At 69.7% G+C, this 21,720-nt stretch carries 23 protein-coding genes and 1 tRNA gene; 9 read left to right on the top strand and 15 right to left on the bottom strand.

Translation table 11 applies throughout. The annotated features are described in order from the left end of the window. Nucleotides 1–68: 68 nt before the first annotated feature. From ACVCAG_RS13000 to ACVCAG_RS12985, 4 genes are all read right to left on the bottom strand, one after another. The gene (locus tag ACVCAG_RS13000) at nt 69–893 is read right to left on the bottom strand and encodes an MBL fold metallo-hydrolase (protein WP_447189878.1); all 825 of its coding nucleotides are present in this window, start codon (nt 891–893) and stop codon (nt 69–71) included. Continuing rightward, nucleotides 890–1,726, bottom strand: coding sequence for an NUDIX hydrolase (locus ACVCAG_RS12995; RefSeq protein WP_447189877.1), 837 nt, complete (start codon nt 1,724–1,726; stop codon nt 890–892). Before ACVCAG_RS12995 ends, ACVCAG_RS13000 begins: the two co-directional genes overlap by 4 nt. 309 nt (nt 1,727–2,035) lie before the next feature. Continuing rightward, complete coding sequence (locus ACVCAG_RS12990) at nt 2,036–2,494, bottom strand: RidA family protein (RefSeq protein ID WP_440083820.1); 459 nt, start codon at nt 2,492–2,494, stop codon at nt 2,036–2,038. Then, nucleotides 2,491–2,646 (bottom strand): DUF4177 domain-containing protein, encoded by a 156-nt coding sequence (locus ACVCAG_RS12985; RefSeq protein ID WP_344742745.1) that lies wholly within the window; start codon nt 2,644–2,646, stop codon nt 2,491–2,493. The genes ACVCAG_RS12990 and ACVCAG_RS12985 overlap by 4 nt, the downstream gene beginning before the upstream one ends. A gap of 372 nt (nt 2,647–3,018) precedes the next feature. Between ACVCAG_RS12985 and ACVCAG_RS12980 the strand changes: the two genes are divergently transcribed. Both ACVCAG_RS12980 and ACVCAG_RS12975 read left to right on the top strand, forming a co-directional pair. Then, complete coding sequence (locus ACVCAG_RS12980; protein WP_440083819.1) at nt 3,019–4,023, top strand: ArsA-related P-loop ATPase; 1,005 nt, start codon at nt 3,019–3,021, stop codon at nt 4,021–4,023. After that, nucleotides 4,020–5,147, top strand: coding sequence for an ArsA-related P-loop ATPase (locus ACVCAG_RS12975; RefSeq protein ID WP_440083818.1), 1,128 nt, complete (start codon nt 4,020–4,022; stop codon nt 5,145–5,147). The genes ACVCAG_RS12980 and ACVCAG_RS12975 overlap by 4 nt, the downstream gene beginning before the upstream one ends. Before the next feature lie 184 nt (nt 5,148–5,331). Here the strand turns inward: ACVCAG_RS12975 and ACVCAG_RS12970 are convergent, their stop codons facing one another. Continuing rightward, complete coding sequence (locus tag ACVCAG_RS12970; protein WP_012887233.1) at nt 5,332–5,628, bottom strand: WhiB family transcriptional regulator; 297 nt, start codon at nt 5,626–5,628, stop codon at nt 5,332–5,334. A gap of 318 nt (nt 5,629–5,946) precedes the next feature. On the opposite strand from ACVCAG_RS12970, the gene ACVCAG_RS12965 reads away from it, so the two are divergent. Beyond that, entirely contained in the window at nt 5,947–8,193 is a 2,247-nt protein-coding gene (locus ACVCAG_RS12965) for a transglycosylase domain-containing protein (RefSeq protein WP_440083817.1), read from the top strand. A 234-nt stretch (nt 8,194–8,427) separates the two neighbouring features. On the opposite strand, the gene ACVCAG_RS12960 is transcribed toward ACVCAG_RS12965, so the two are convergent. Continuing rightward, the gene (locus tag ACVCAG_RS12960; RefSeq protein ID WP_362689915.1) at nt 8,428–8,886 is read right to left on the bottom strand and encodes a GatB/YqeY domain-containing protein; all 459 of its coding nucleotides are present in this window, start codon (nt 8,884–8,886) and stop codon (nt 8,428–8,430) included. A gap of 80 nt (nt 8,887–8,966) precedes the next feature. Here ACVCAG_RS12960 and ACVCAG_RS12955 point away from each other — a divergent pair, with 80 nt between their 5' ends. Together ACVCAG_RS12955 and ACVCAG_RS12950 are read left to right on the top strand one after the other, a co-directional pair. Then, the gene (locus tag ACVCAG_RS12955; protein WP_440067801.1) at nt 8,967–9,890 is read left to right on the top strand and encodes a metallophosphoesterase; all 924 of its coding nucleotides are present in this window, start codon (nt 8,967–8,969) and stop codon (nt 9,888–9,890) included. Nucleotides 9,891–9,925: 35 nt separating this feature from the next. Beyond that, nucleotides 9,926–9,999: transfer RNA gene (locus tag ACVCAG_RS12950), tRNA-Pro, on the top strand. A 381-nt stretch (nt 10,000–10,380) separates the two neighbouring features. On the opposite strand, the gene ACVCAG_RS12945 is transcribed toward ACVCAG_RS12950, so the two are convergent. The 3 genes from ACVCAG_RS12945 to ACVCAG_RS12935 all read right to left on the bottom strand — a co-directional run bounded on the left by ACVCAG_RS12945 (nt 10,381) and on the right by ACVCAG_RS12935 (nt 13,422). Continuing rightward, entirely contained in the window at nt 10,381–10,887 is a 507-nt protein-coding gene (locus ACVCAG_RS12945) for an SRPBCC family protein (protein ID WP_440067799.1), read from the bottom strand. Between the two features lie 57 nt (nt 10,888–10,944). Continuing rightward, complete coding sequence (locus ACVCAG_RS12940; RefSeq protein WP_447189876.1) at nt 10,945–12,516, bottom strand: aldehyde dehydrogenase family protein; 1,572 nt, start codon at nt 12,514–12,516, stop codon at nt 10,945–10,947. 399 nt (nt 12,517–12,915) lie between these two features. After that, nucleotides 12,916–13,422: a GNAT family N-acetyltransferase gene (locus ACVCAG_RS12935; RefSeq protein WP_447189875.1), complete on the bottom strand. Its 507-nt coding sequence runs from the start codon at nt 13,420–13,422 to the stop codon at nt 12,916–12,918. A 283-nt stretch (nt 13,423–13,705) separates the two neighbouring features. Between ACVCAG_RS12935 and modA the strand changes: the two genes are divergently transcribed. After that, nucleotides 13,706–14,503, top strand: coding sequence for a molybdate ABC transporter substrate-binding protein (modA, locus tag ACVCAG_RS12930; protein WP_440083814.1), 798 nt, complete (start codon nt 13,706–13,708; stop codon nt 14,501–14,503). Between the two features lie 31 nt (nt 14,504–14,534). On the opposite strand, the gene ACVCAG_RS12925 is transcribed toward modA, so the two are convergent. After that, nucleotides 14,535–15,452, bottom strand: a complete 918-nt coding sequence (locus ACVCAG_RS12925) for a cation diffusion facilitator family transporter (RefSeq protein WP_440083813.1) — start codon at nt 15,450–15,452, stop codon at nt 14,535–14,537. 82 nt (nt 15,453–15,534) lie between these two features. On the opposite strand from ACVCAG_RS12925, the gene cmtR reads away from it, so the two are divergent. After that, a complete protein-coding gene (gene cmtR, locus ACVCAG_RS12920; protein WP_440083985.1) occupies nt 15,535–15,867 on the top strand; it encodes a Cd(II)/Pb(II)-sensing metalloregulatory transcriptional regulator CmtR in 333 nt (110 codons plus the stop codon). Nucleotides 15,868–15,925: 58 nt separating this feature from the next. Here cmtR and ACVCAG_RS12915 read toward each other — a convergent pair whose 3' ends face one another. Continuing rightward, complete coding sequence (locus ACVCAG_RS12915) at nt 15,926–16,753, bottom strand: methyltransferase domain-containing protein (protein ID WP_447189874.1); 828 nt, start codon at nt 16,751–16,753, stop codon at nt 15,926–15,928. 28 nt (nt 16,754–16,781) lie between these two features. On the opposite strand from ACVCAG_RS12915, the gene ACVCAG_RS12910 reads away from it, so the two are divergent. After that, entirely contained in the window at nt 16,782–17,189 is a 408-nt protein-coding gene (locus tag ACVCAG_RS12910; RefSeq protein ID WP_440083811.1) for a MerR family transcriptional regulator, read from the top strand. A gap of 45 nt (nt 17,190–17,234) precedes the next feature. On the opposite strand, the gene ACVCAG_RS12905 is transcribed toward ACVCAG_RS12910, so the two are convergent. From ACVCAG_RS12905 to ACVCAG_RS12890, 4 genes are all read right to left on the bottom strand, one after another. Further along, nucleotides 17,235–17,516, bottom strand: coding sequence for a metal-sensitive transcriptional regulator (locus tag ACVCAG_RS12905; RefSeq protein ID WP_362689891.1), 282 nt, complete (start codon nt 17,514–17,516; stop codon nt 17,235–17,237). A gap of 80 nt (nt 17,517–17,596) precedes the next feature. After that, a complete protein-coding gene (locus ACVCAG_RS12900) occupies nt 17,597–18,265 on the bottom strand; it encodes an isochorismatase family protein (RefSeq protein ID WP_447189873.1) in 669 nt (222 codons plus the stop codon). Nucleotides 18,266–18,345: 80 nt separating this feature from the next. After that, on the bottom strand, nt 18,346–19,527 hold the full coding sequence (dhbC, locus tag ACVCAG_RS12895; protein WP_447189872.1) for an isochorismate synthase DhbC: 1,182 nt from the start codon (nt 19,525–19,527) through the stop codon (nt 18,346–18,348). A 50-nt stretch (nt 19,528–19,577) separates the two neighbouring features. Beyond that, complete coding sequence (locus ACVCAG_RS12890) at nt 19,578–20,342, bottom strand: 2,3-dihydro-2,3-dihydroxybenzoate dehydrogenase (RefSeq protein ID WP_447189909.1); 765 nt, start codon at nt 20,340–20,342, stop codon at nt 19,578–19,580. Between the two features lie 382 nt (nt 20,343–20,724). Between ACVCAG_RS12890 and ACVCAG_RS12885 the strand changes: the two genes are divergently transcribed. Then, nucleotides 20,725–21,612: a hypothetical protein gene (locus ACVCAG_RS12885; protein ID WP_440083808.1), complete on the top strand. Its 888-nt coding sequence runs from the start codon at nt 20,725–20,727 to the stop codon at nt 21,610–21,612. The last annotated feature ends 108 nt before the right edge of the window (nt 21,613–21,720 follow it).

The raw sequence follows: 21,720 nt of genomic DNA, 5'->3' as shown, positions 1-21,720 counted from the left end.
GACGGGCGCCGGGAAAGGACCGTTCCGAAGGCGGCCGCTCCGAGGAGCGGGCCGCCCCGGAGGCGGGTCTAACCGTCGAGGTAGGCGAGCTGCGCGCGGACCGACATCTCGGCGGCGGGCCAGAGGGACCTGTCCACGTCCGCGTAGACGATCTCGACGATCTCCCGGGGCGTCGCCGCCCCCCGCCGCCTGGCCTCCCGGATCTGGTCGAGCCTTTGCCGCCGGTGCGCGATGTAGCCGTCCAGGGCGCCGATCGGGTCGGGCAGCACCGGACCGTGGCCGGGCAGCAGCGCCTCGGCCCCGACCCGCTCGGCCCTCGCCCGGAGCAGGTCGAGGGAGCGCAGGTAGTCGGCCAGGTCGCCGTCCGGGGCGATCATGGTGGTGCCGCGGCCGAGCACCGTGTCACCGGTGAGGATCGCCCGGTCCCGCGGCAGCCAGAAGCAGAGCGAGTCGAACGAGTGACCGGGCGTGCCCACGACGTGCAGTTCCAGTTCCCCGGCCGTGAGCACGTCGCCGTCGCCGAGCCCCTCCTCACCCAGCCGGTGCGCGGGATCCAGGGCCCTGACGGGCGCCCCGACCAGTCCGGCGAACTTCGCGGCGCCGCCGCTGTGGTCGTGGTGTCCGTGGGTGAGCAGGATCGCAACGACACGGCGGCCCTCCAGGTGCCCGGCGAGGCGCGCGAGGTGCTCGTCGTCGTCCGGTCCGGGGTCGACGACCAGCACCTCCTCCCCGAACTCTCCGGGTTTCCCGGGCTCCCCGGGCTCCCGGAGACCGATCACCCACGTGTTGGTGCCGTCCAGGGTCATCTCGGAGGGGTTCGGGGCGAGGAGGTTGAGCGCGTGGTCCGTACCGGCCCCGTCCGGTCCCTCAAGGGGGATCCGCAGCCCGCTCACCGCGCGCCGAACCGGTAGTCGTCGTCGAGCACGATGCGCATCTCCCCGTCCACCTCCGCGATCGCCGGCATGAAGGTCACGATCTCACGATCGGCCGCGAGCACCTCGGGCACCTTCTCGTAGGCGCTCAGCTCGGTGAGCGTGCGGTACGTCGGGGGCATCAGGAAGATCCGGCCCGTCCCGCCCTGGTCGAGCGCGTCGGCGGGCCGGAGCCAGACGACCTGGTCGGCCTCGCCGCCGACGTCGCGGGTGAGCTGGCCCGCCGGGAGCGCCGCGACGAAGAACCGGGTGTCGAAGCGCCTGGTCTCGACCTCGGGAGTGATCCAGTGCGCCCAGGGACGGAGCAGGTCGGAGCGGAGGACCAGGCCGCGCCGGTCGAGGAAGTCGGCGAAGGACAGGGTCTTGCCGATCAGGGCGAGCCGGTCGGCCTCCCAGTCGTCGCCGGTGGTGTCGGACACCACGGCCTCCGCGGACGGACCGGCCAGCAACACCCCCGACTCCTCGAACGTCTCCCGTACGGCGGCGCACACCAGGCCCCGGGCGGTCCGCTCGTCCGCGCGGAAGATCTCGCCCCAGGCGGTGGGCGGAGGACCCGCCCAGTCGATCACCTGGTCGGTGTCGCGCGGGTCGACCGACCCGCCGGGAAAGACGTAGGCCCCCGCGGCGAAGGCCATGCTCGCCTTGCGCCGCAGCAGGTACGCCTCCAGCCCGCCGGCCTCCTCACGGAGGACGACCACGGTGGCGGCGTCCCGGGCCGGGACGGGGGCGACCCGCCCGGCCAGGATGTCGCGTGCGCGCTCGCCCAACTCACCGGGAAGCGGGATACCGCCCATTGAGACCCTCCACCAGAACATCACTCGGTTGCAGGTCAATCATGTGGCACGGCACCGTCGCGGACAATCGCGGGTCCGCATCGGCGCCCCGTGGCACGGCGCGCCCGTACGGCCCCTGGCGAGCCCCCACGGCACCCGTGCGGCCCCGGCGAGCCCGGCCGCTCCCCAGGGACCTCGGCCGCAGCCGGCGGGCCTCAACGGCCGCCAGGGGGCCCCGCCTCCGATGGCCCCCGGGGCCGCCAGGACCTCACCGGTCCACCGGGGGCGTCCGGACGACCTCAGCCGATCCACCGGGGCACCCGGGCGACCTCAGCGGACCTCGGCGATCACCTCGACCTCGACCGGCGCGTCCAGCGGGAGGACGGCGACACCGACCGCGCTGCGGGCGTGCCTGCCCGCGTCACCGAGCACCGCGGCGAGCAGGTCGCTGGCGCCGTTGACGACCTGTGGCTGGCCGGTGAAGCCCGGAGCGCTGGCCACGAAACCGACCACCTTGACGATGCGGACGATGTTCGACAGTCCTCCGGCCTCCGACGCGACGGCGGCGAGGGCGTTGAGCGCGCACACCCTCGCGAGCTCGTAGGCGTCCTGGACGTCCACCTCGGCGCCGACCTTGCCGGTGGCCATCAGCTTGCCGTCCACGATCGGGAGCTGCCCCGACGTGTGGACATGGTCGCCGGAACGCACCGCCGGGACGTACGCCGCCAGCGGCGGCACCACCTCCGGCAGGGTCAGGCCCAGCTCCGCCAGTCTCTCCTCGGCCGTCACTGCCTCGGCCGCTTCAGGTAGGCGACCAGCTGCTCGGGGTTGGGACCCGGCACGACCTGGACGAGCTCCCAGCCGTCCTGGCCCCAGTTGTCAAGAATCTGCTTCGTCGCGTGGACCAGCAGCGGCACCGTCGAGTACTCCCATTTCGTCATGCGGGACACATTAGCGAGACCGCCCCCGGCAAGCGGCCCACCCCGAACCGCCGGACCCCGGGACGTCCCGCTGTGAGAATCTGCATATTTACTTTGCGAGTCCGATCGATTAGCGACACGAACCCGTACGGTCTCCCGGACCGCGCGCCGGATCCCCTGCGGGCCCGGCTCCGGCGCGTACGGGCCGCACGACCGCGCTGAACAGGGCGATCCGCAGCGAATGTCAACAAAGGAGGCATCTCGCCCGCTCTCCGGAGGGGCGCCCGCGACCGGGCCCGGCCGTCCTCGCCCGCCGGAGGGGCGTGCCGGTGCGAACTCTCCGGGGGAAGGCGCCGAGGAGTTGTCAAGTAGCCGTTGGGTAGCCTTCGAAGGGTGAGAGCTCGCGACACCGATTGGGACGGCGTACGCCTTCACGTCGTCACCGGCAAGGGCGGCACCGGCAAGACCACGGTGGCCGCCGCACTCGCGCTCGCCCTCGCGGCGGGTGGCAGAAAGGTCCTGCTGGTCGAGGTCGAGGGCCGCCAAGGGATTTCCCGGGTCTTCGACCTGCCACCCCTGCCGTACGAGGAGCGCAAGATCGCCGTCGCGCCCGGCGGCGGGGACGTCTACGCGCTGGCCATCGACGCCGAGGAGGCCATGCTCGAGTACCTCGAGATGTTCTACGGCATGCGCAGGGCGGGCCGGGCGCTCAGCAAGATCGGCATCGTCGACTTCGCCACCACCATCGCCCCAGGCTTCCGCGACGTCCTGGTCACCGGCAAGACGAGCGAGGCCGTCCGGCGCAAGGGCAAGAACGGCAGGAGGACCTACGACGCGGTCGTGCTGGACGCGCCGCCGACCGGCAGGATCGCGCGCTTCCTCAACGTCACCAACGAGGTCGCGGGCCTGGCCAGGGTCGGCCCGATCAAGAACCACGCCGACCTGGTGAACGGCGTCGTCTCCTCACCCGAGACCGCCGTGCACTTCGTCACCCTCCTGGAGGAGATGCCGGTCCAGGAGACTCTGGACGGCCTGCGCGAGCTCCGCGCCGCGGGGCTCCCTCCCGGCGGGATCTTCGTCAACATGATCCGCGAGTCGCTGCTCCCCGCCGCCGTCCTGGACGCCGCCGCCGAGGACAGGCTCGACCCGGCCGAGCTGGTGCTCGGCCTCAAGGCCGCCGGACTCACCGACGGCGGCCCCGCCGCGGTCGCGATGGCCGAGGCCCTGACCGAGGAGATCGCCGAGCACGCCCGCCGCACCGAGCTGGAACGGGATGAGAGGCTGTCGCTGGACAAGTCCGCCCGTCCCCGCTACGACCTGCCGTTGCTGGCCGACGGGGTGGACCTGTCGGGGCTGTACGAGCTGGCGGAATCGATCCGCACCCAGGGAGCAGCGTGAAAACCCCTCCGTTCCTCGACCTCGACGCGATCATCGACGATCCGAACACCCGGATCGTCGTCTGCTGCGGCTCCGGCGGTGTCGGGAAGACCACCACCGCGGCGGCGCTGGGGCTGCGCGCGGCCGAGCGCGGCCGTTCCGCCGTGGTGCTCACGGTCGACCCCGCGCGGCGGCTGGCGCAGTCGATGGGACTCACCGAACTCGACAACACCCCCAGGCCCGTCATGGGCGTCGAGGGGGACGGCCGGCTGCACGCCATGATGCTCGACATGAAGCGGACCTTCGACGAGATCATCGAGGCGCACGCCGACCCCGAGCGGGCCCGCCAGATCCTGACGAACCCCTTCTACCAGTCCCTGTCGTCCAGCTTCTCCGGCACGCAGGAGTACATGGCGATGGAGAAGCTGGGCCAGCTCAGGCGGTCGGACGAGTGGGATCTGATCATCGTCGACACCCCGCCGTCCCGCTCCGCGCTCGACTTCCTCGACGCTCCCGAGCGGCTCGGCCGCTTCCTCGACGGCAAGCTGATCCGGGTGCTCATGCTTCCCGCCAAGGCCGGGGGACGCAGCGCGTTCAAGCTGTTCAACGCGGGTTTCGGCATCGTCGCCGGGGCGCTGACCAAGCTGCTGGGCGCGCAGGTGCTCAAGGACCTGCAGACGTTCGTGTCCGCGCTGGACGCCGTCTTCGGTGGTTTCAGGGCTCGGGCGGATCAGACCTACCGGCTCCTGCAGGCCCCGGGGACGGCGTTCGTCGTCGTGGCCTCGCCCGAGCGCGACGCGATGCGCGAGGCGTCCTACTTCGTGGAGAGGCTGGCCGAGGAGCGCATGCCCCTGGCGGGTCTCGTCGTCAACCGGGTGCACCGCTCGCCCGCGTCCATGCTGTCCGGGGCGCGGAGCACCGCCGCCGCGGAGGACCTGGAGTCGCGCGGCGAGCACGAGCTCACCTCCGCCGTGCTGCGGTTGCACGCCGGACGGATGCAGCTGGCCGCTCGCGAGCGACGCGAGGAGGAGCACTTCATCTCCGCCCATCCCACCGTGCCCGTGGCGCGGGTCCCCGCCATGGCGCAGGACGTGCACGACCTGGAGGGGCTGCGCGAGGTGGGCGACCTCCTGGCCGCCCGCTAGCCGTACGGCGGTGTGACCCCGGATCGGGCCCGGGCGGCGCTTCGGGCGCCACCGTCGGGTGACCCGGAGAAGCCGCCGCCGGGCGGACGCGGACCCGGAGAACACACGTGACCGTGCGCTCTCCGGCCCGTGACACGCGTGTACGGCTGGCGCTCGGCGCCAGCCGTACGGGATGGGCGCGAACTCAGCCGGCGATCAGCTCATTAGTCCGCTCGTATTCCTCTTTGGCCAACTCCAGCAGGTCCCGCCAGGAGTCGACATCCGGTCGCCGGCGCAGCAGCGCTCGGCGTTCGCGCTCGGTCATCCCGCCCCACACCCCGAACTCGATGCGATTGTCCAGCGCATCGGCGAGGCACTCGGTCCGGACCGGGCATCCTCGGCAGATCAGCTTCGCTCGGTTCTGGGCAGCACCCTGAACGAACAAAGCGTCAGGATCCGCACCCTTACAGGCCGCACGGGAGGTCCAATCCGTGATCCACATTCGACCCCACTCCCCTTTAGGTGGTCAGTCGTGACTTGGGCCGACGGGCGCGGGCGTCGGGCCTCGGTATTCAATTGCTGCAGAAAGAGAACGTACGCAACCAGACGTTCGGGCCGACAGACCCCGGCGGGACCAAATTCTCACATGGTCATCCACGGCCATCTGGCCGGGAATGACTAGTCACCTGCCTGAGATAACAGGACAAAGCCAAGCTAAGATGGCGTTCCGTTACCGTTTGCGCCATCCGTCCGACGTACCCTGGGTCCTGTGCAAGCTCAAGGCAAAGACCAGGGGTCTGTGATCGGCGCTGCCGGTAATGTGCTGAAGTTGCTCGGCGCGGCCGCCGTCACGGGTGTGCTCGTCGCCGCCGTGGCGCTTCCGGCCGTGGGCGGCGCGGGGATGACGGTGAACGCGGCGACGAACGAGCTGCGTCTTCTCCCCGAAGAGCTCAAGGAGCCCCCCCTCGCCGAGAAGACCACCCTGCTCGACGCCAACGGCAAGCAGTTCGCCCAGTTCTACTTCGAGAACCGCGAGTCGGTGAGACTGGACGAGGTCGCCGACGTCATGAAGACGGCGATCGTGGCGATCGAGGACTTCCGGTTCTACGAACACGGGGCGATCGACATCGAGGGCACCTTCCGCGCGGCCGTGAAGAACGTCTCGGGCGGCGGGGTCGTCCAGGGCGGCTCCTCCATCACGCAGCAGTACGTCAAGCTCGTGCTCGTCAACGCCGCGGAGACCAAGGAGGAGCAGGACGCCGCGATCGCGCCCACGCTCTCCAGGAAGCTCAACGAGCTGCGCTACGCGCTGGCCATCGAGGAGAAGTACACCAAGTCGGAGATCCTCGAGCGCTACCTGAACATCTCCTACTACGGCGCGGGCGCCTACGGCATCCAGGCCGCCTCCCGGCGCTTCTTCAACAAGCCGGCCTCGAAGCTGACCCTGTGGGAGGCGGCCACCCTCGCCGGGGCCGTGCAGAACCCGAGCGTGACCGACCCGAACGCGGGCAAGGCCGCCCGCGACCGGCTGCTGGAGCGGCGCAACATCGTGCTGAACCGGATGGCCGAGCTCGGCAAGATCACGCCGCAGGAGGCCGAGGAGGCCAAGAAGAAGAAGCTCGGGTTCAAGAACATCGAGGCCCCCGGCGGCTGCGAGGAGAGCGCCTACCCGTACTTCTGCCTCTACGTGCGGCAGGAGATCGCGACCAACGAGGACTTCGGCAAGACCCGCAAGCAGCGCGAGAGGCTGCTGCAGCGGGGCGGTCTGGTCATCAAGACGACGCTCACCCCGAAGGCCCAGAAGGCCTCGGAGAAGGCGATCAAGGAATACGTCAAGACCAGCGACAAGCCGGTCGCCTCGCAGGCGATGATCGTCCCCGGCACCGGCGCCGTGAAGGCGATGGCCGCCAGCCGCAACTTCGGCAGGAACAAGAAGAAGAACGAGATCAGCTACAACCTCGTCGGCGACCGGGAACACGGCGGCGGAGCGGGTTTCCAGGCGGGCTCCACGTTCAAGCCCTTCACCCTGCTGACAGCCCTTGACCAGGGCATGAAGCTGAACGACGGCTTCAGCACCGGTTCCGGCTACCGGGCGCCCAGCCACAGCGCGTTCCGCAACTGCAAGGGCAAGGCGGTCGGCGAGCCCGACCACGAGGTCAAGAACTCCAGCGAGGGCGGTGGCGGCTTCAAGACCCTGATCACCGGCACCCTGGGGTCGGTGAACACCTTCTTCATGCGCCTGGAGCAGGAGGTCGGCCTCTGCGAGACGGTCAAGATGGCCAAGAGCCTGGGCATCGAGCGCGCCGACGGCAAGCCTCTGAAGGAGTTCGAGACCTTCACGCTCGGCATCAACGAGATGGACCCGGTGACGGTCTCCGCCGCCTACGCGACGATCGCCGCCCGCGGCACCTACTGCAGCCCGATGGTGATCACCGAGAGCACCGACCGCGACGGCAAGAAGACCTCCTACAAGCCGAAGTGCAAGCAGGTCCTGGACGAGGAGGTCGCCGACGCGGCCAGCCACATCATGTCCGGGGTCTTCACCAAGGGCACGATGAGCGGGGTCGGCGGCATCGGCCGTCCGGCGGCGGGCAAGACCGGCACCACCGACGACTACACCGCCGCCTGGTTCGCCGGATTCACCCCCGACCTCGCCTCCGCGGTCAGCCTCGGCGACCCGCGCGGCGCCTTCAAGTACGACCTGATCGGCGTGACCATCGGCGGGCGCTACTACAGCTACGTGTACGGCGCCGAAATCTCCGGGCGGATCTGGAAGAACTCCATGCTCGGCGCGCTCAAGGGTGTCGAGGCGACCCCCTTCACCCCGGTGAACATGGAGCGCTTCGGCGGCTGCTCCGCCGGCCGGTGCGCGCCCAAGCCTCCGCCGAAGCGCGGGGACGGCGACGGGCCCAGGGACGACCGGGGCGACGACCGGGGTGACAACGGCGACGGCCCGTTCGGGCCGCCGGACGGCGGCGACAACCGGGAGGTCAACAACGGCTTCCCGTTCGGCCCGAACGGCGGTGCCCCGAACGGCGGTGCCCCGATCGCCCCGGTGGTCCCGTAGCGACACCGGAGCCCGGGAACGCCAGGGCCCCGGAACGCCAGAGCCCTTCTCGCCGGACCTTCGAAGGTCCGGCGAGAAGGGCTCTGGCCGTACGGGCCCCGCGGCAGGGGCCGCGCGTCCCGACGGGCCGGACCGGGCCGGTGTGCGCCGCCTCGCGCTCGTTCTCGGACCGGCCGGATCGGTTGAATCAGTTCGGACCACTCCGGATCAGTCGAACCGGTCGGATCGATCGGATCAGGAGGACGCCAGGCGAGCCCGTACGGCCTGCGCGACGCGACCGCCCTCGGCGCGTCCGGCGACCTTCGGGTTCACGAGCTTCATGACCTGGCCCATGGCCTGCGGCCCGGTGGCACCGCTCTCGGCGACGGCCTCGTCCACGAGCCCGGCGAGCTCCTCGTCGGACAGCTGCGCGGGCAGGTACGCCTCCAGCACGGCCTGCTCGTCGACCTCCGCCTGAGCCTGCTCCACCCGGCCGGCACCGCTGAACGCCTCGGCCGCCTCGCGGCGCTTCTTGGCCTCCTTGGCCAGCACCTTGACGACCTCGTCGTCGCTGAGCTCGCGTGCCGTCTTACCCGAGACCTCCTCGACGTTCACGGCCGCGAGGGCCATGCGAATCGTGCGGGTGCGGATCTCGTCCCTGCTCTTCATGGAGGCCGTGAGATCGGCCTTCAGCTTGTCCTTCAATGCGCTCATGGCGTCCATCTTGCCGCCTCACCAGCCCCGCTGTATCCCGAGTTTCCGTTCGAGGGCCCGATCTCGGGCATGATGAGAAGGTGAGGAAAGCAGCCGCGGTGCCCCTGTCCCTGTTCGGTGTCGGCCTGGCCGGCCTCGCGTACGCCTCGGTCGTCGAGCGCAACGCGTTCCGGCTGCGCCGCTTCGACGTGCCCGTGCTGGAGCCGGGGCAGCGGCCCGTGCGCATCCTCCACCTGTCCGACCTGCACCTCACCCCCGGCAGGCGGAGGCTGATCGACTGGGTGCGCTCGCTGGGTGCCCTCAACCCCGACCTGGTGGTCAACACCGGCGACTCCATCTCGCACCCCGACGCGATCACGCCCCTCATGCACGCCCTGGAGCCCCTGCTGTCGCGCCCGGGCCTGTTCGTCTACGGTTCCAACGACATGTACGAGCCGCGGCCGAAGAACCCCGCACGCTATCTCTGGCGCACCTCCAAGGCCGACTACGGTCAGAAGATCCCCACTCTCCCCTGGGAGGAGCTGGGCGCCGCCATGGCCGCCGAGGGCTGGCTGGACATGAACAACACCACCGCCCGCCTCAAGGTCGGCGATCTCGACGTGGCCGTGGGCGGCATCCACGACTCCCACATCAACCTCGACCGCTACGACCTGATCGCCGGTCCCGCCCCGGCGGCGGCCGACCTGCGCCTGGGCGTGATGCACTCGCCGGAGCCCCGCAACCTGACCCGCTTCGCCGCCGACGGCTACCAGCTGCTGCTCGCCGGACACACCCACGGCGGCCAGCTCTGCGTCCCCTTCTACGGCGCCCTGGTCACCAACTGCGGCATCGACCGGGCCCGCGTCAAGGGCATGAGCCGCCACGACTCCGCCTACCTCCACGTCTCCGCCGGCCTCGGTACCAGCCCCTACGCTCCGGTCCGCTTCGCCTGCTACCCCGAGGCCAGCCTCCTGACCCTGATGCCCCGCCGTCGCGGCGACGCAAGCACCCACGAAGTCCGCTAGACTTTTCCAAGCACGAGCAAGACCGGGCGTGTGACCGGGGTGTGGCGCAGCTTGGTAGCGCGCTTCGTTCGGGACGAAGAGGCCGCAGGTTCAAATCCTGTCACCCCGACGTTGAGTAAAGTCCCGAGGTCAAGGGCCGTTTCTGAGAAATCAGGAACGGCCTTTCGCTTTCCCGGATTCGGCGGTCGTGCGCCACGAGGGCATCAAGATCATTCAAAGGGCGACTTGATCGGCACCGGGTCACCGAGCACGCAACCGGCCGTGACAATCCGGATTTCCGCGAATCGCGTCCTCAGGATCCTCTGAGCGGTCACGCCTGTTCCATGGAAAAGGCGACTCGACCAAAAAGGTGATTCGACGCGGACGATCGGCTCGCGACAGGAATTCATCCTCACCCGGCCGCACCCGTCCACATCGGACCTCCGGCGACACCGTGCCGACGAACGTGGATGCCCGCCCCGGCGCGCCCTGGTCACGGGGATCCGGAACGTCACCGAAGCGCGTCGCCCATGATCCCTTCCGGCGTGAAGCCCTCCGGCAGGTCCCGAAGGTGCCGGTCGCCGGCCGTGACACGCACCGCGCCTCCGACGGCGAACATGATCTGGTGGGCGCTGCGGACCAGTACCCGCCCGACGGCGGAGTCGATCGCCCCCGCGAGGTGGGGGACGCTCGTGCTGTAGTTCACATCGAACACGACCTCGCAGCCGTCAGGAAGGTCCGTGCTCGTCCAGGCGCCCCTGAGGTGCTGGAAATCCCCACTGACCTGCTCGAATTCGATGCGATACGGCTGCGGGCCGCCTCCTGGCCCCCGGCTGCGCTGCACCCACCTCGCCGTACCACCGCGAAAGGCCAGCACCCACTGGCGGAGCCCGTCGCCGGTGTCGGAGACGGAGACGATGTCACGGGCGTACGCGGGGAATGCCGGCTCGTCACCGAGCCGCTCGATCACCTCGGCGGCCGTCGCCGGCACCGTGGCCTTCAGAATGCGAGATGTCATGACGGGTGCTCCTTGTCAGTCCGCCGTCGGTCCGCCGTCGGTCCGCATCGGTCCGCGTCAGCCCGCCGGGCGGATGACGCTGACGCCCTGCAGATGGGTGGTGCGCAGCATGGGGTGACTCGCCTCGCCGAAGGCACCGCCGGTGAGGCCGGGTCCGCCCTGGTTGGGCAGGAAGGGCAGGAAGGCGGTGTGCGAATCGTTGATCTTCAGGTTGCCGCCGTTGGTGACGCCTTCCAGAAACCGCTCGATCGTCGGGTTCCCGGTGGACCAGAAGGAGTTGCGCAGGCCGTACGCGTTGCCGTTCACGAAGGCCAGCACCTCCTCCAGCAGGGCGTCGTCCGTCGCGCCGGTCTCGGGGACGATGATCGGCAGCAGCGGGAAGAACGTCTCGTCGCGGACCACCGACAGCGACCTGGCGTCCCGGAGGCCGTCGACCCGGACGATGCTCGGCTCGACGAAGAAACCGGTGTCGGACGGCGAGCCGTCCACTTCGAGACGACGGCCGCCGTGGACGAGCTTCGCGCCTTTGGCGAGTGCCTCTGCCAGGCAGCCGAAGAACCAGTCGACCCCGAGGACCGGGGTGAGCACCACACCGGCCTCGTCCGGGTATCCGGGCTGGATCCTCCTGGTGGCCGTGACCAGTCGCTCGATGAGCTCGTCCGCGATCTCCGGATGGGCGATCACCTGGTTGGGCACGTTGCAGATCTGGCCGGAGTTCATGAAGAATTGGGTGAGGGTCTCCACCGCGGCGTCCAGGTCGGCGTCGTGCCACACCACGCAGCAGTCGTTGCCCGCGAGCTCCAGGATCGGCTTCTTGCCCGCGGCGATGCAGTCGGTCTCGAACTCGAGCCCCTTCTTGCTGCCCCCGAAGTAGAGGACGTCGTCGACGTGCTCGCTGGCCATCCAGGCGTCGAGCATGGGCGGTCCGCAGAGGACGTTGAGCGTTCCTCGCGGCGCTCCCGCCTCCTCCAGCACCGGCGCCGCGATCTCCCGCATCGCGTACATGCAGCTGAGCGCGACCCCACGGGGCGCCCGCACCACCACGGCGTTGCCGGCCAGGAGAGCGGTGAGGCCGTTCAGCGCGTTGACCGCCGCGGCGTTCTGGGGAGGGTTGATGCAGACGACGCCGTCGGGAACGCGGCGCAGGATCATCTCGCGTTCGCCGTCCTGCCGGCGGAACTCCATCTGCCCGGCGCACCATTCGAGTGTCTCCCGGCTCCAGCTGGTGAACGGGAGCCCGCCGATCATGCCTTCGGCCGCGGAGCGCGGTGTGCCCTCGGCGACGAGGATCTCGACGAGGGGATCGAGGTGCTCGAGGATCCGTTCCGCGATGCGGCGTCCGATCTCGATCCGCTCGGTGAGCGGGACGCGGCCCCATTCGGGAGCGGCGTGGGCGGCCGATTCGAGGGCCAGAGCCGTCATGCTCTCGTCGGCGACGACACATGCTCCCACGACACGTTCCCCTGCCGCGTGCGGATCGGCGACTCCCAGGTCGAGGTCGCGCTTGAGCCGCAGGCTGGGAAAGGTGTCCTCCATGAGGGCCCGAACGGTGAGCGTGTGGACGAACCGCGCGTTGTCGCCGGTGACATCTCGGCCTCCAATATAGGCAGGATATATCCCGAATTTCACGTGTCCTCCTCCGCTCGGTCCGGCCACGGCTTACATTTACGCTAGGTGCGGTAATACCGATGGGACAACGCATGTGTCATAAGGGTTGCTTATCGGGCCCGAGAGCCATTCCTTATTGAGCTCTGGCCGTTTCCTCCACCGCGAGCCGGGGAGCGCCGGTGCGACATCGCCGGTGACGAGCGATACCGGGCCGCTCGTCGGCCCTGAGCCGTTTCAACGGCCGGAGCAGGCCGATCTGACCCCTTGGGCGACGGCACGGGAGCGTACGCGAAGGCCACGCCGGCACGACTCCGGCCGCGCGGCCCTCACCTCGGAAAATCGTTTAAATCATGTGACTTAAATGTTTCACCTGTTCCGGTGAAATCAATGCCCGGTTCACGAATGAAGGCTCGGCGAAGATCAGCCCGCCTGGGAGGGGTGATCGGGCTCGCCGGAGCCGATGTGCCACAGCCAGACGTAGTCAACAGGTTGGGAGACGTTCCACTCCGCCGCCAGGTGGGCGTCGACCGGCAGGAAACCGGCTCCCCGGTAGCACCGCAGGGCCCGGTCGTTGTCGGGGTGCACGCGCATGAAGACGTTCGCGTAGCCCGCGTCCCGAGCCAGCGCGGCCAGTCCTCGCACCAGTTCCCGCCCGACTCCCCTGCACCGGGCACCGGGGGCCACGATGATCCGGGCGAGTTCGATCTCTCCCTCCTCGGTGTCGACCCACAGTTCCCCGTAGCCGAGCGGGTCCCCCTGCGCGAAGAGCATGTGGGAGCGCACGTCCTCCCCTTGCTGCCAGTCGGCGACGACCCGCGCCGGCAGGGGGAACTCGTGCCGCCCGCACCACATCGCGACCTCTCGCGGCGAGGCGGGCCAGCCCGCGACCGTGGTCGCGTGCTCCGCGGCGAAGGGCAGCAGATCCATACCTGATCCATTCATTCCGGCATTCGGTGGACGCGAAGTGCAGCATGCCTCCTCTCACGCACCCCGTCCACACACCACCGATCTCCGGGACCGGCCGCGCTCCCGGGCCGGACCGGTGCACCGGTCCGCGCGGAAGGTCCCCTGGTATCGCAGATGCTGGGAAAAATGGTGATGGATGGCTTGTTTGCCAGTGATTTTCTTCTGTACAGATGAATGTGCGAGGTATGGTGACTGTTCCCGGCGACGTTCCGGATCAGCACGGTGAGTCAGTAAGGAGCCCTCGTTGTCCAGGCGTCTTTCCCGGTGGGCCGTCACGGTTCCCCTCACCCTCGCCCTGGCCGCCGTCCTGTCCGGCTGCGGCGCCGGCGATCCGGCTCCCGCGTCCGCCCCGGCCTCCTCCGAGGGCGATGCCACGACGCTGACGGTGCTCGCCGCCGCGTCGCTGACCGGTACGTTCACCGAGTTGGGCAAGGCCTTCGAGGCCGCGCATCCGGGCACGACGGTACGGTTCGGTTTCGGCTCCAGCGCCACCCTGGCTCAGCAGATCGTCCAGGGTGCCCCCGCCGACGTCTTCGCCGCCGCCAGTCCCGCCACCATGAAGACCGTCACCGACGTCTCCATGGCCACCGGCCCGGCCGTCTTCGCGCGCAACACCCTCCAGATCGCCGTCCCTGCCGGCAACCCGGCCGAGGTCGACGACCTGGCGGACCTGGCCGACCCGAAGGTCAAGGTCGCCCTGTGCGCCGAGCAGGTGCCCTGCGGCGGCGCCGCGGTCAGGGCACTGGACGCGGCCGGGCTCAAGGTCACCCCTGTCACGCTGGAACAGGACGTCAAGGCCACCCTGACCAAGGTCGAGCTCGGCGAGGTCGACGCCGCCCTCGTCTACAGGACGGACGTCATCGCCTCCGGCGGCAAGGTGCGGGGCATCGACTTCCCCGAGGCCGAAAAAGCGATCAACGACTACCCGATCGCGGTCCTGTCCGGCGCGCCCGCCCCGGAGGCGGCCAGGCGGTTCGTCGACCTCGTGTTGTCGCGGCAGGGCGCGGAGGTGCTGGCCAAGGCCGGTTTCCAGACCCCCTGAGCGGCCATGACACCCGCGTCCGGGTGCCCTCTCAACGGTGCCGGGCGCCCTCGTGGTCCGCGTGACCGGCGGGCTCCAGCTGCAGGGTGGAGTGCTCGACGTCGAAGTGACCGGCCAGGCACTCGTGCAGCCGGTCCAGCACCGGGCCGAAGGAGCCGTCCACCAGGACGCCGTCCGCCATCACGACGTGGGCGGACATGACGGGGAGCCCCGAGGTGATGGTCCAGGCGTGCAGGTCGTGGACGTCGATGACACCCGGCGTCTCCAGCAGGTGCCTGCGGACCTCCTCCAGGTCGACCCCCCGGGGAACCGCTTCGAGCAGGATGTCCACGGCCTCGCGCAGCAGGTTCCAACTGCGCGGCACGATCAGCAGGGCGATGACGACGGAGACGATCGGGTCCGCCGTCGTCCAGCCGGTGAGCGCGATGACGACCGCGGCGACGATCACCGCGACCGAGGCCAGCAGGTCACCGAGGACCTCCAGGTAGGCGCCCCTCAGGTTGAGGCTTTCCGTCTGGCCGGGGCGCAGCAGCCACAGCCCGACCGCGTTGGCGGCCAGGCCGACCGCGGCCGCCACGAGCATCACCGTTCCGCCGACCGGCTCGGGATCGGCGAAGCGCCGGACGGCCTCGTACAGGATGTAGAGGCTCAGGGCGAGGAGGACGACCGCGTTGATCGCGGCGGCGAGGATCTCCGCCCGCTGGTAGCCGAAGGTGCGCCGGGCGCTGGCCGGCTTGCCGGCCATCCAGACGGCGAACAGCGCCAGCGCGATGCCCGCGGCGTCGGTGGCCATGTGCCCGGCGTCGGCGAGCAGCGCCAGGCTGCCCGACAGCGCCGCGCCGATGACCTCGACGACGAGCACGCCGATGGTCAGCAGCAGCACGACCACCAGGCGCCCGCGGTGTGCCGCGGTCGCCGTCGGCTTCGTGTGCCCGTGCCCGTGCCCCATGACGCTCCATCCCCGTCGGTACAGCTCCCAGTGTTTATACAGCAATCACTGTATATACAGCAACTAATGTATTGTGATGACCATGCTCACCGCCGCGACACGCCTTGACGCGATGGCCCGTCTCGGAAGGGCGCTGGCCGACCCCAACCGTTGCCGGATGCTCATCGCTCTCCTCCAGGGACCCACCTACCCGGCACGCCTGGCCGACGAGCTCGGACTGACGCGCCAGAACGTGTCCAATCATCTGTCGTGCCTGCGCGGCTGCGGCCTGGTGGTCGCGGTGCCCGAGGGGCGCCAGACCCGGTACGAGCTGTCCGACCAGCGCCTCGCCCACGCCATCGAGGACCTGCTCCATGTCGTGCTCGCCGTCGATCCCGACCATCGGGACGCGCACGAGGCGGATCCTACGGAATAGCTCTATACCGGTATCACCCGCTTCCCCAGCCCCGTAACTGGCTGTCCAGCGCTTTTTATCAGGGGCGGCGCGCGGCCGCGACGAAGAGCGGCATGGCCAGGAGGAGCCGTCCGGTACGCGCGCGTTCGGCCTGTTCCGCTATCCACCCGTCGGCGTCATCCGCGGTGATGGCGCCGGCGTCACGGGCGGCACCGGCGGTTCTCGAGAGTATGGGCAACATCAGCGGGCCGGTGAGGACAGCGGTGTGGACCTCCACGGTGACGTCGTCGAATCCGGCGTCCAGCAGGAGGGCGCGATAGGAGCGGGCGACGTGGGGGGTGGGGATGAGGTCGGCGCGGGCGTGCACGATGGTCCGGGTGAGTGCCGGAGTGTCGGAGTCGATGACGAAGGTGTCCCAGTCCTGCCCGATCAGGACGACGCGCCCGTCCGCGGCGAGCACCCGTCGCGCCTCGCCGAGCGCCCCGGCGGGATCGTCGAGTTCGTGGTAGAGCTTCTCGGCGCGATACCCGGCCAGTTCCCCGTCCGGGAACGGCAGTTCGCGGGCGTCGCCGACGCGGAGATCCGCGCCGGGCTCGCGCCGGCGGCCCTCGGCGATCATCAGTTCGCTGAGGTCGACGCCGGTCACCCGTGCGCCGCGTCCGGCCATCTCGGCGACGGCCAGGCCGGTCCCGCAGCCGACGTCGACCACGGATGCCTTCGGTGTGAGGTGGAGCAGGTCGTAGGAGCGGGCACGCAACCGGACGAAATCGGAGAGGGCGTCGAGCGCGTCGAGCACCCGGATCAGCGCGATGACGGGGTCGCCTTCCGGTTCCTCCCGGCCCTTCCACCCTGCTCGGTCTGCGTCGCCCGCATGGTCCGCTCGGTTCGTGGTGGTGTTGTTGGACATGTCATCGAGGATGCGACTTAATGTCGACATGAAGTCAAGCGACGACGGCGCGATGATGAGCATCGGCGAGATCGCCCAGCGGTTCGGCCTGCCCACCCATGTCCTGCGCCACTGGGAGTCCATGGGACTGCTTACCCCCGCCCGCGTCAGGGCCGACCGTCGTCGCTACGACCGTGACCATCTCTATCGCGTCGCGATGATCCTGCGCGCCAAGGAAGCCGGGTTCTCCCTCGCCGACATCCGGGAGGTGATCTCCACCTCTGATCCGGAGGCGCGACGCGACATCCTGCGCCGCAGGCACGCGGAGCTGACACGACGCGTCGCCCAGGCGCTGTCGTCGCTCCACCTGATCGAATGTGCCCTGGACTGCGACCACGAGGATTTCACCGGCTGCGCCCACTTCCAGCGCATGCTGGCCGAGAAGATCGGCGCGTGATCGTCCGCATCGGGCTCGGGAACGGCGACGCCCGTCGCGACGCGTTCAGGAACGGACGAGTCTGGCGATGGCGTCGGACGCCTCCCTGACCTTTTCCTCGGCCTCGGCGCCGCCCTTGGCGGTGGCCTCGGCCACGCAGTGCGCCAGGTGTTCTTCCAGCAGGGACAGCGCGAAGGACTGCAGGGCCCGGTTGGCCGCCGACACCTGGGTGAGGATGTCGATGCAGTATTTGTCCTCCTCGACCATCCGCTGCAGGCCCCGCGCCTGCCCCTCGATCCGGCGCAACCGCCGTAGATGGTCCTGCTTGTTGGCGGTGTATCCGTGCATCTCTCCCCCTCCGCTCGGCCTCCCCTGTTGAAGGATACCCCCCGACAGTATTTGAGGCAGCCTCGCGAACCGGATCCCCGCTACTCGCCACCGACCACCTCTGCGGGCGGCGCCGCGAGCTCCCAGTCGCGCAGCAGGCCCTGGGTGACGACCGTGACCGCGCAGCGCTGTGCGGCGTACGTGAGGGCCATGGTGTGGTGTTCCAGGGAGAAGTCGGCGACGGCGTCGGCGACGAGGAACGGCTGGAGGTCCTGCATGAAGGCGTCGCAGACGGTCATGAGACAGCCGATGTGCGCGTAGACACCGCAGACGATGATCTGGTCGCGTCCCATGGCCTCCATCCGGGCGCGCAGGTCGGTCCTGCAGAAGGCGCTGTAGCGCCACTTGGTGAGCAGGATGTCGGGCTGCGCGGGAAGAAGGCTCGCGACGATCTCGCTCTCCCGAAGGCCGGGGACTCCCGGGCCCCAGAAGTCCTGGAGCAGGCCGCGCTCGTGTTCGCTCTGACCGCCGGGCTGCATCGAGTAGACGACGGGAACCCCCCGCGCGGCGCACGCGTCACGCAGGAGGCCGATGTTGGCGATGAGCCCGTTCAGCGGCGAGGCGTCGGCGGCGAAGGGGGCGAGGAAGTAGTTCTGCATGTCGTGGACCAGCAGGATGGCGCGGCACGGATCAGGACGCCAGCTCACCCGGTTCTCGGGAAGATCGTCCTCCCCCGGCAGCGGGTAGGAGGCGATCTGGGGAAGGGCCACGGGCACTGTCTCCTTTCCTGCGGTTTTCCTGCGATGACGGATCTTTCCCGCGGTGGCGCGTCGTCCCCCGCGCCGGCGGGTCAGCGGTCCTGGTCCAGGCCGACGGCGCGGAGCATGGTCTGGAACTTGGCGGTGGTCTCGGCGAGCTCGGTCTCCGGCACCGACCCCGCGACGATCCCCGCGCCCGCGAACAGCCTCAGGGTGTGGTCGGCGACCTCGGCGCAGCGGATGGTCACGACCCACTCGCCGTCGCCCGTCGCGTCGCCCCACCCGACCAGGCCCGCGTACAGGCCGCGATCGAACGACTCGATCTCCTCGATGGCCTCGCGCGCGGCGCCCGCGGGCGTACCGCAGACGGCGGGGGTGGGGTGCAGCACCGTGGCCAGTTCCAGCGACGTGACCGCCGGGTCGTCCAGCACGCCGGTGATCCGGGTCGACAGATGCCACATGGAGGCGGTGGACAGCGGCGAGGGCCCGGCGGGGACCGACAGCTCGCGGCAGTACGGGCGCAGCGCCTCCACGATGCTCTCGATCACCAGGGCGTGCTCGCGGAGGTCCTTGTCCGAGGCGAGGAGGGCGCGGGCCCGTTCGCGGTCGACGACGGGGTCCGGGTGGCGGGGCGCGGACCCCGCGAGCGGGTTCGTCGTGACCCGGCGGCCCGAGCGGGAGACGAGCAACTCGGGGCTGGCTCCCAGGAGGGTACGGGCCGTGTCGCTGCTCGACGGCAGGTCGACCGCGTAGCCGTAGGCCTGCGGGTCACGCCGGACGAGATTGCGCAGGACACGGCCGACGTCGACGGGGGCGCCCAGGGTGATGTCCATGGTGCGAGCGAGCACGATCTTCTTGAGCTCTCCGGCGGTCAGCTTGACCAGCGCCTTCTCCACGCCGCGCACGTAGTCGCCGGGGTCGGAGACCGGACCGAACCCGGTGAACGTCCCCGTGATCCGCTCGGGGGCGGCGGAGAGACCGGCCGGCGGGCTCGTCCAGCAGACGGCGGCGGGCACCAGCAGGCGCGCGGGCCGGTCGTCGCGGAAGGGAATCGCGCCCACCACGACGGGGTTGGGGTGGCCGGAGTCCAACGCGTCGCGCAGGGCCGAGGCGACGCGTCCCTGCAGGCTCGCCGTCCCGGAATCGGAGACCTCCCGGAACACCCCCCGGGCGAGCAGGGTACGGGTCGGCGAGGTGAAGAAGAAGGTGCCGGGCTCGTAATCTCCCAGGAGGTCGGGCATTCGAGACATGGTGAGGGTGTCGTTCGACGACATGGTGAAGAGGTCTCCTGTCGAGAGGGGTCCAGGAACGGGAGGGGGCGACGCTACGACCGGAGCGTGGCGCCCCCGTCGACGTACAGGTCCTGCATGGTGATGTGCCTGGCACGGTCGGAGGCCAGGAAGAGGACGGCGTCCGCGATGTCGGCGGGATCGGCCAGCCTGCCGAGGGGGATGCCCACCCGGAAAGTGGCCGGCGATCCGTCGATGGCCGTCCGGGCGTCGTGGCCGCCGGTCCACAGGGCACGCTGCATGGGAGTGTCGGTGGAGCCGGGCGACACCACGTTGCAGCGGATGCCGTACGGCGCGAGCTCCAGGCCGAGACACTTGGTGAACTGCGCGGCGGCGGCCTTGGAGGCGGCGTAGGCCGACATGTTCATCCGTGGCACGCCCGCGGCGTTGGAACCCACGGTGACGATCGCCCCGCACCTGCGGGGGATCATCCGGCGGGCGACCGCGCGGGACAGGTGGAAGACCCCGCCGGTGTTGACGGCGAAGGTGCGGGCCCAGTCGTCGTCGCTGGTGGCGACGACCGGTCCTGAGCAGAGCACTCCGGCGACGTTGACGAGCAGCCCGATCGGGCCGAGATCGGCCTCGACCCGTGCGACCACGTCGTCGACGGCGACGCTGTCGGTGACCTGGCAGGGATAGGCGACCGCGGTGCCGAGCCCCGCGGCGACGCGCTCGACCCGCTCCGCGTTCACGTCGAGCGCGGCGACGCGCGTGCCCGTCGCGGTCAGGGCTCGCGCCACCGCCTCGCCGATGCCCTGTGCCGCACCGGTGACCATGGCCACCGTGCCTTCCGTCACCATGTCCTCGCCGTCCCCGCCGTGCTCGCAGTTCTCGTCGCCGTCAGCCTGTGCCGGTAGGCAGGCTAACCCCATTACTTTGGGTTGCGCAGCAAAAACTTATAGTTACTTTTCACAGATCAGGAGGACATCACGGGTGTTAATAGGAACACTCCGGCTCACCGGACACGGTGATTCGGGGAAGGCCCGGGTGGCGGGAGGGCCCTTCGGCGGCTCCGGGAACGGCGCGGTCCTCGGGCTCTCCCAGCTGGTGGCGCGACTCGGCGCGTTTATGTTCAATCAACGTCGTGTCAACCGCTATGACTTAACATCGTCCTTCGTGACAAGTCAGGATACTTCAGAGCGATCTACGTACATTCCCCCCGCACCCCCCGTTGAACCTTCCGTGCGGGCCGAACCTCCCGTCGAGGAGGAGAACACCGGCGTCCTGGCGATGATCGAGCGCATCGGCTCGATCATCGTCCCGATCGGTGTCGCGCTTTACGCCGTCCTCTACCTCGGCGTGGAGCAGATGTACGGGGTGTTCAACATCAGCCCACAGCAGGCGGGCATCGACCAGTCCGTCCTGCTCGGCAGGTTGATGGGGACGCTGATCCTGCTCCTGCTGATCGTCGTGCCGCTTCTCGGTCTCGTCGTCGGCCTCGGCTGGCTGGTCAACAAGATGACCCGCGGCGCGATCGGAAGGCTCACGGCGGCCGCACGGCAACGCCCCTGGATCGCCGCCCTGATCGCCGCGCTGTGGTGCGGCGCGACCTACTGGGGCCTGTTGAGCCTCGTCGGCGATCTCGACATCGCCGCCATGGTCGTCGTGGCGGTGGGGCTGGGCGTGCTGACGTTCCTGGTGCCGTTCCGGCTGCTGCGCCGCAAGCCCGTCGGCCGCGCCGGCATGAAGGTGCTCACCGGCGCTCTCACGGGCATCGGCCTGGGGTTCCTGCTGATCCTGCAGATGATCACGGGAGCGATCGAGGTCCAGGAGACGGGACAGGCCAACGACCTCCTGCCCTACGTCGGGTTCCAGGACCAGTGGACCGTCATCAAGAACGCCGAGGACGACAAGCCCCTCTACGAGGGCCGGTGGATGATGCTGCTCGGAGAGAGTGAGGGCACGTACGTCTTCTACGACTGCGACAAGCTGGACACCTTCCGGCGCCCGATCGAGACCACGAATCTCGGCAGCATCCAGCTCCAGCCCGAACGGGAGGCGGGCTACAAGTGCGGCACGCTCGCCGAGCAGGACGAGCAGGCGCAGGCCGGCGAGGGCGAGAGCCAGTAGGCGTATTCGAGCCTCCCCATCGCCTTCCTTTCACCTTCCCCTCGAGTTTCCCTTTCGAGCCGGCTCTCCCTTTTCGAGCTTTCTCGCGACGCCCGTCGGCGGCGGGAC

It is taken from the genome of Streptosporangium sp. G12, from assembly GCF_052983175.1.
Note: the sequence above shows the minus strand (reverse complement) of the source record. Positions and strands in the feature narration are given on the sequence as shown.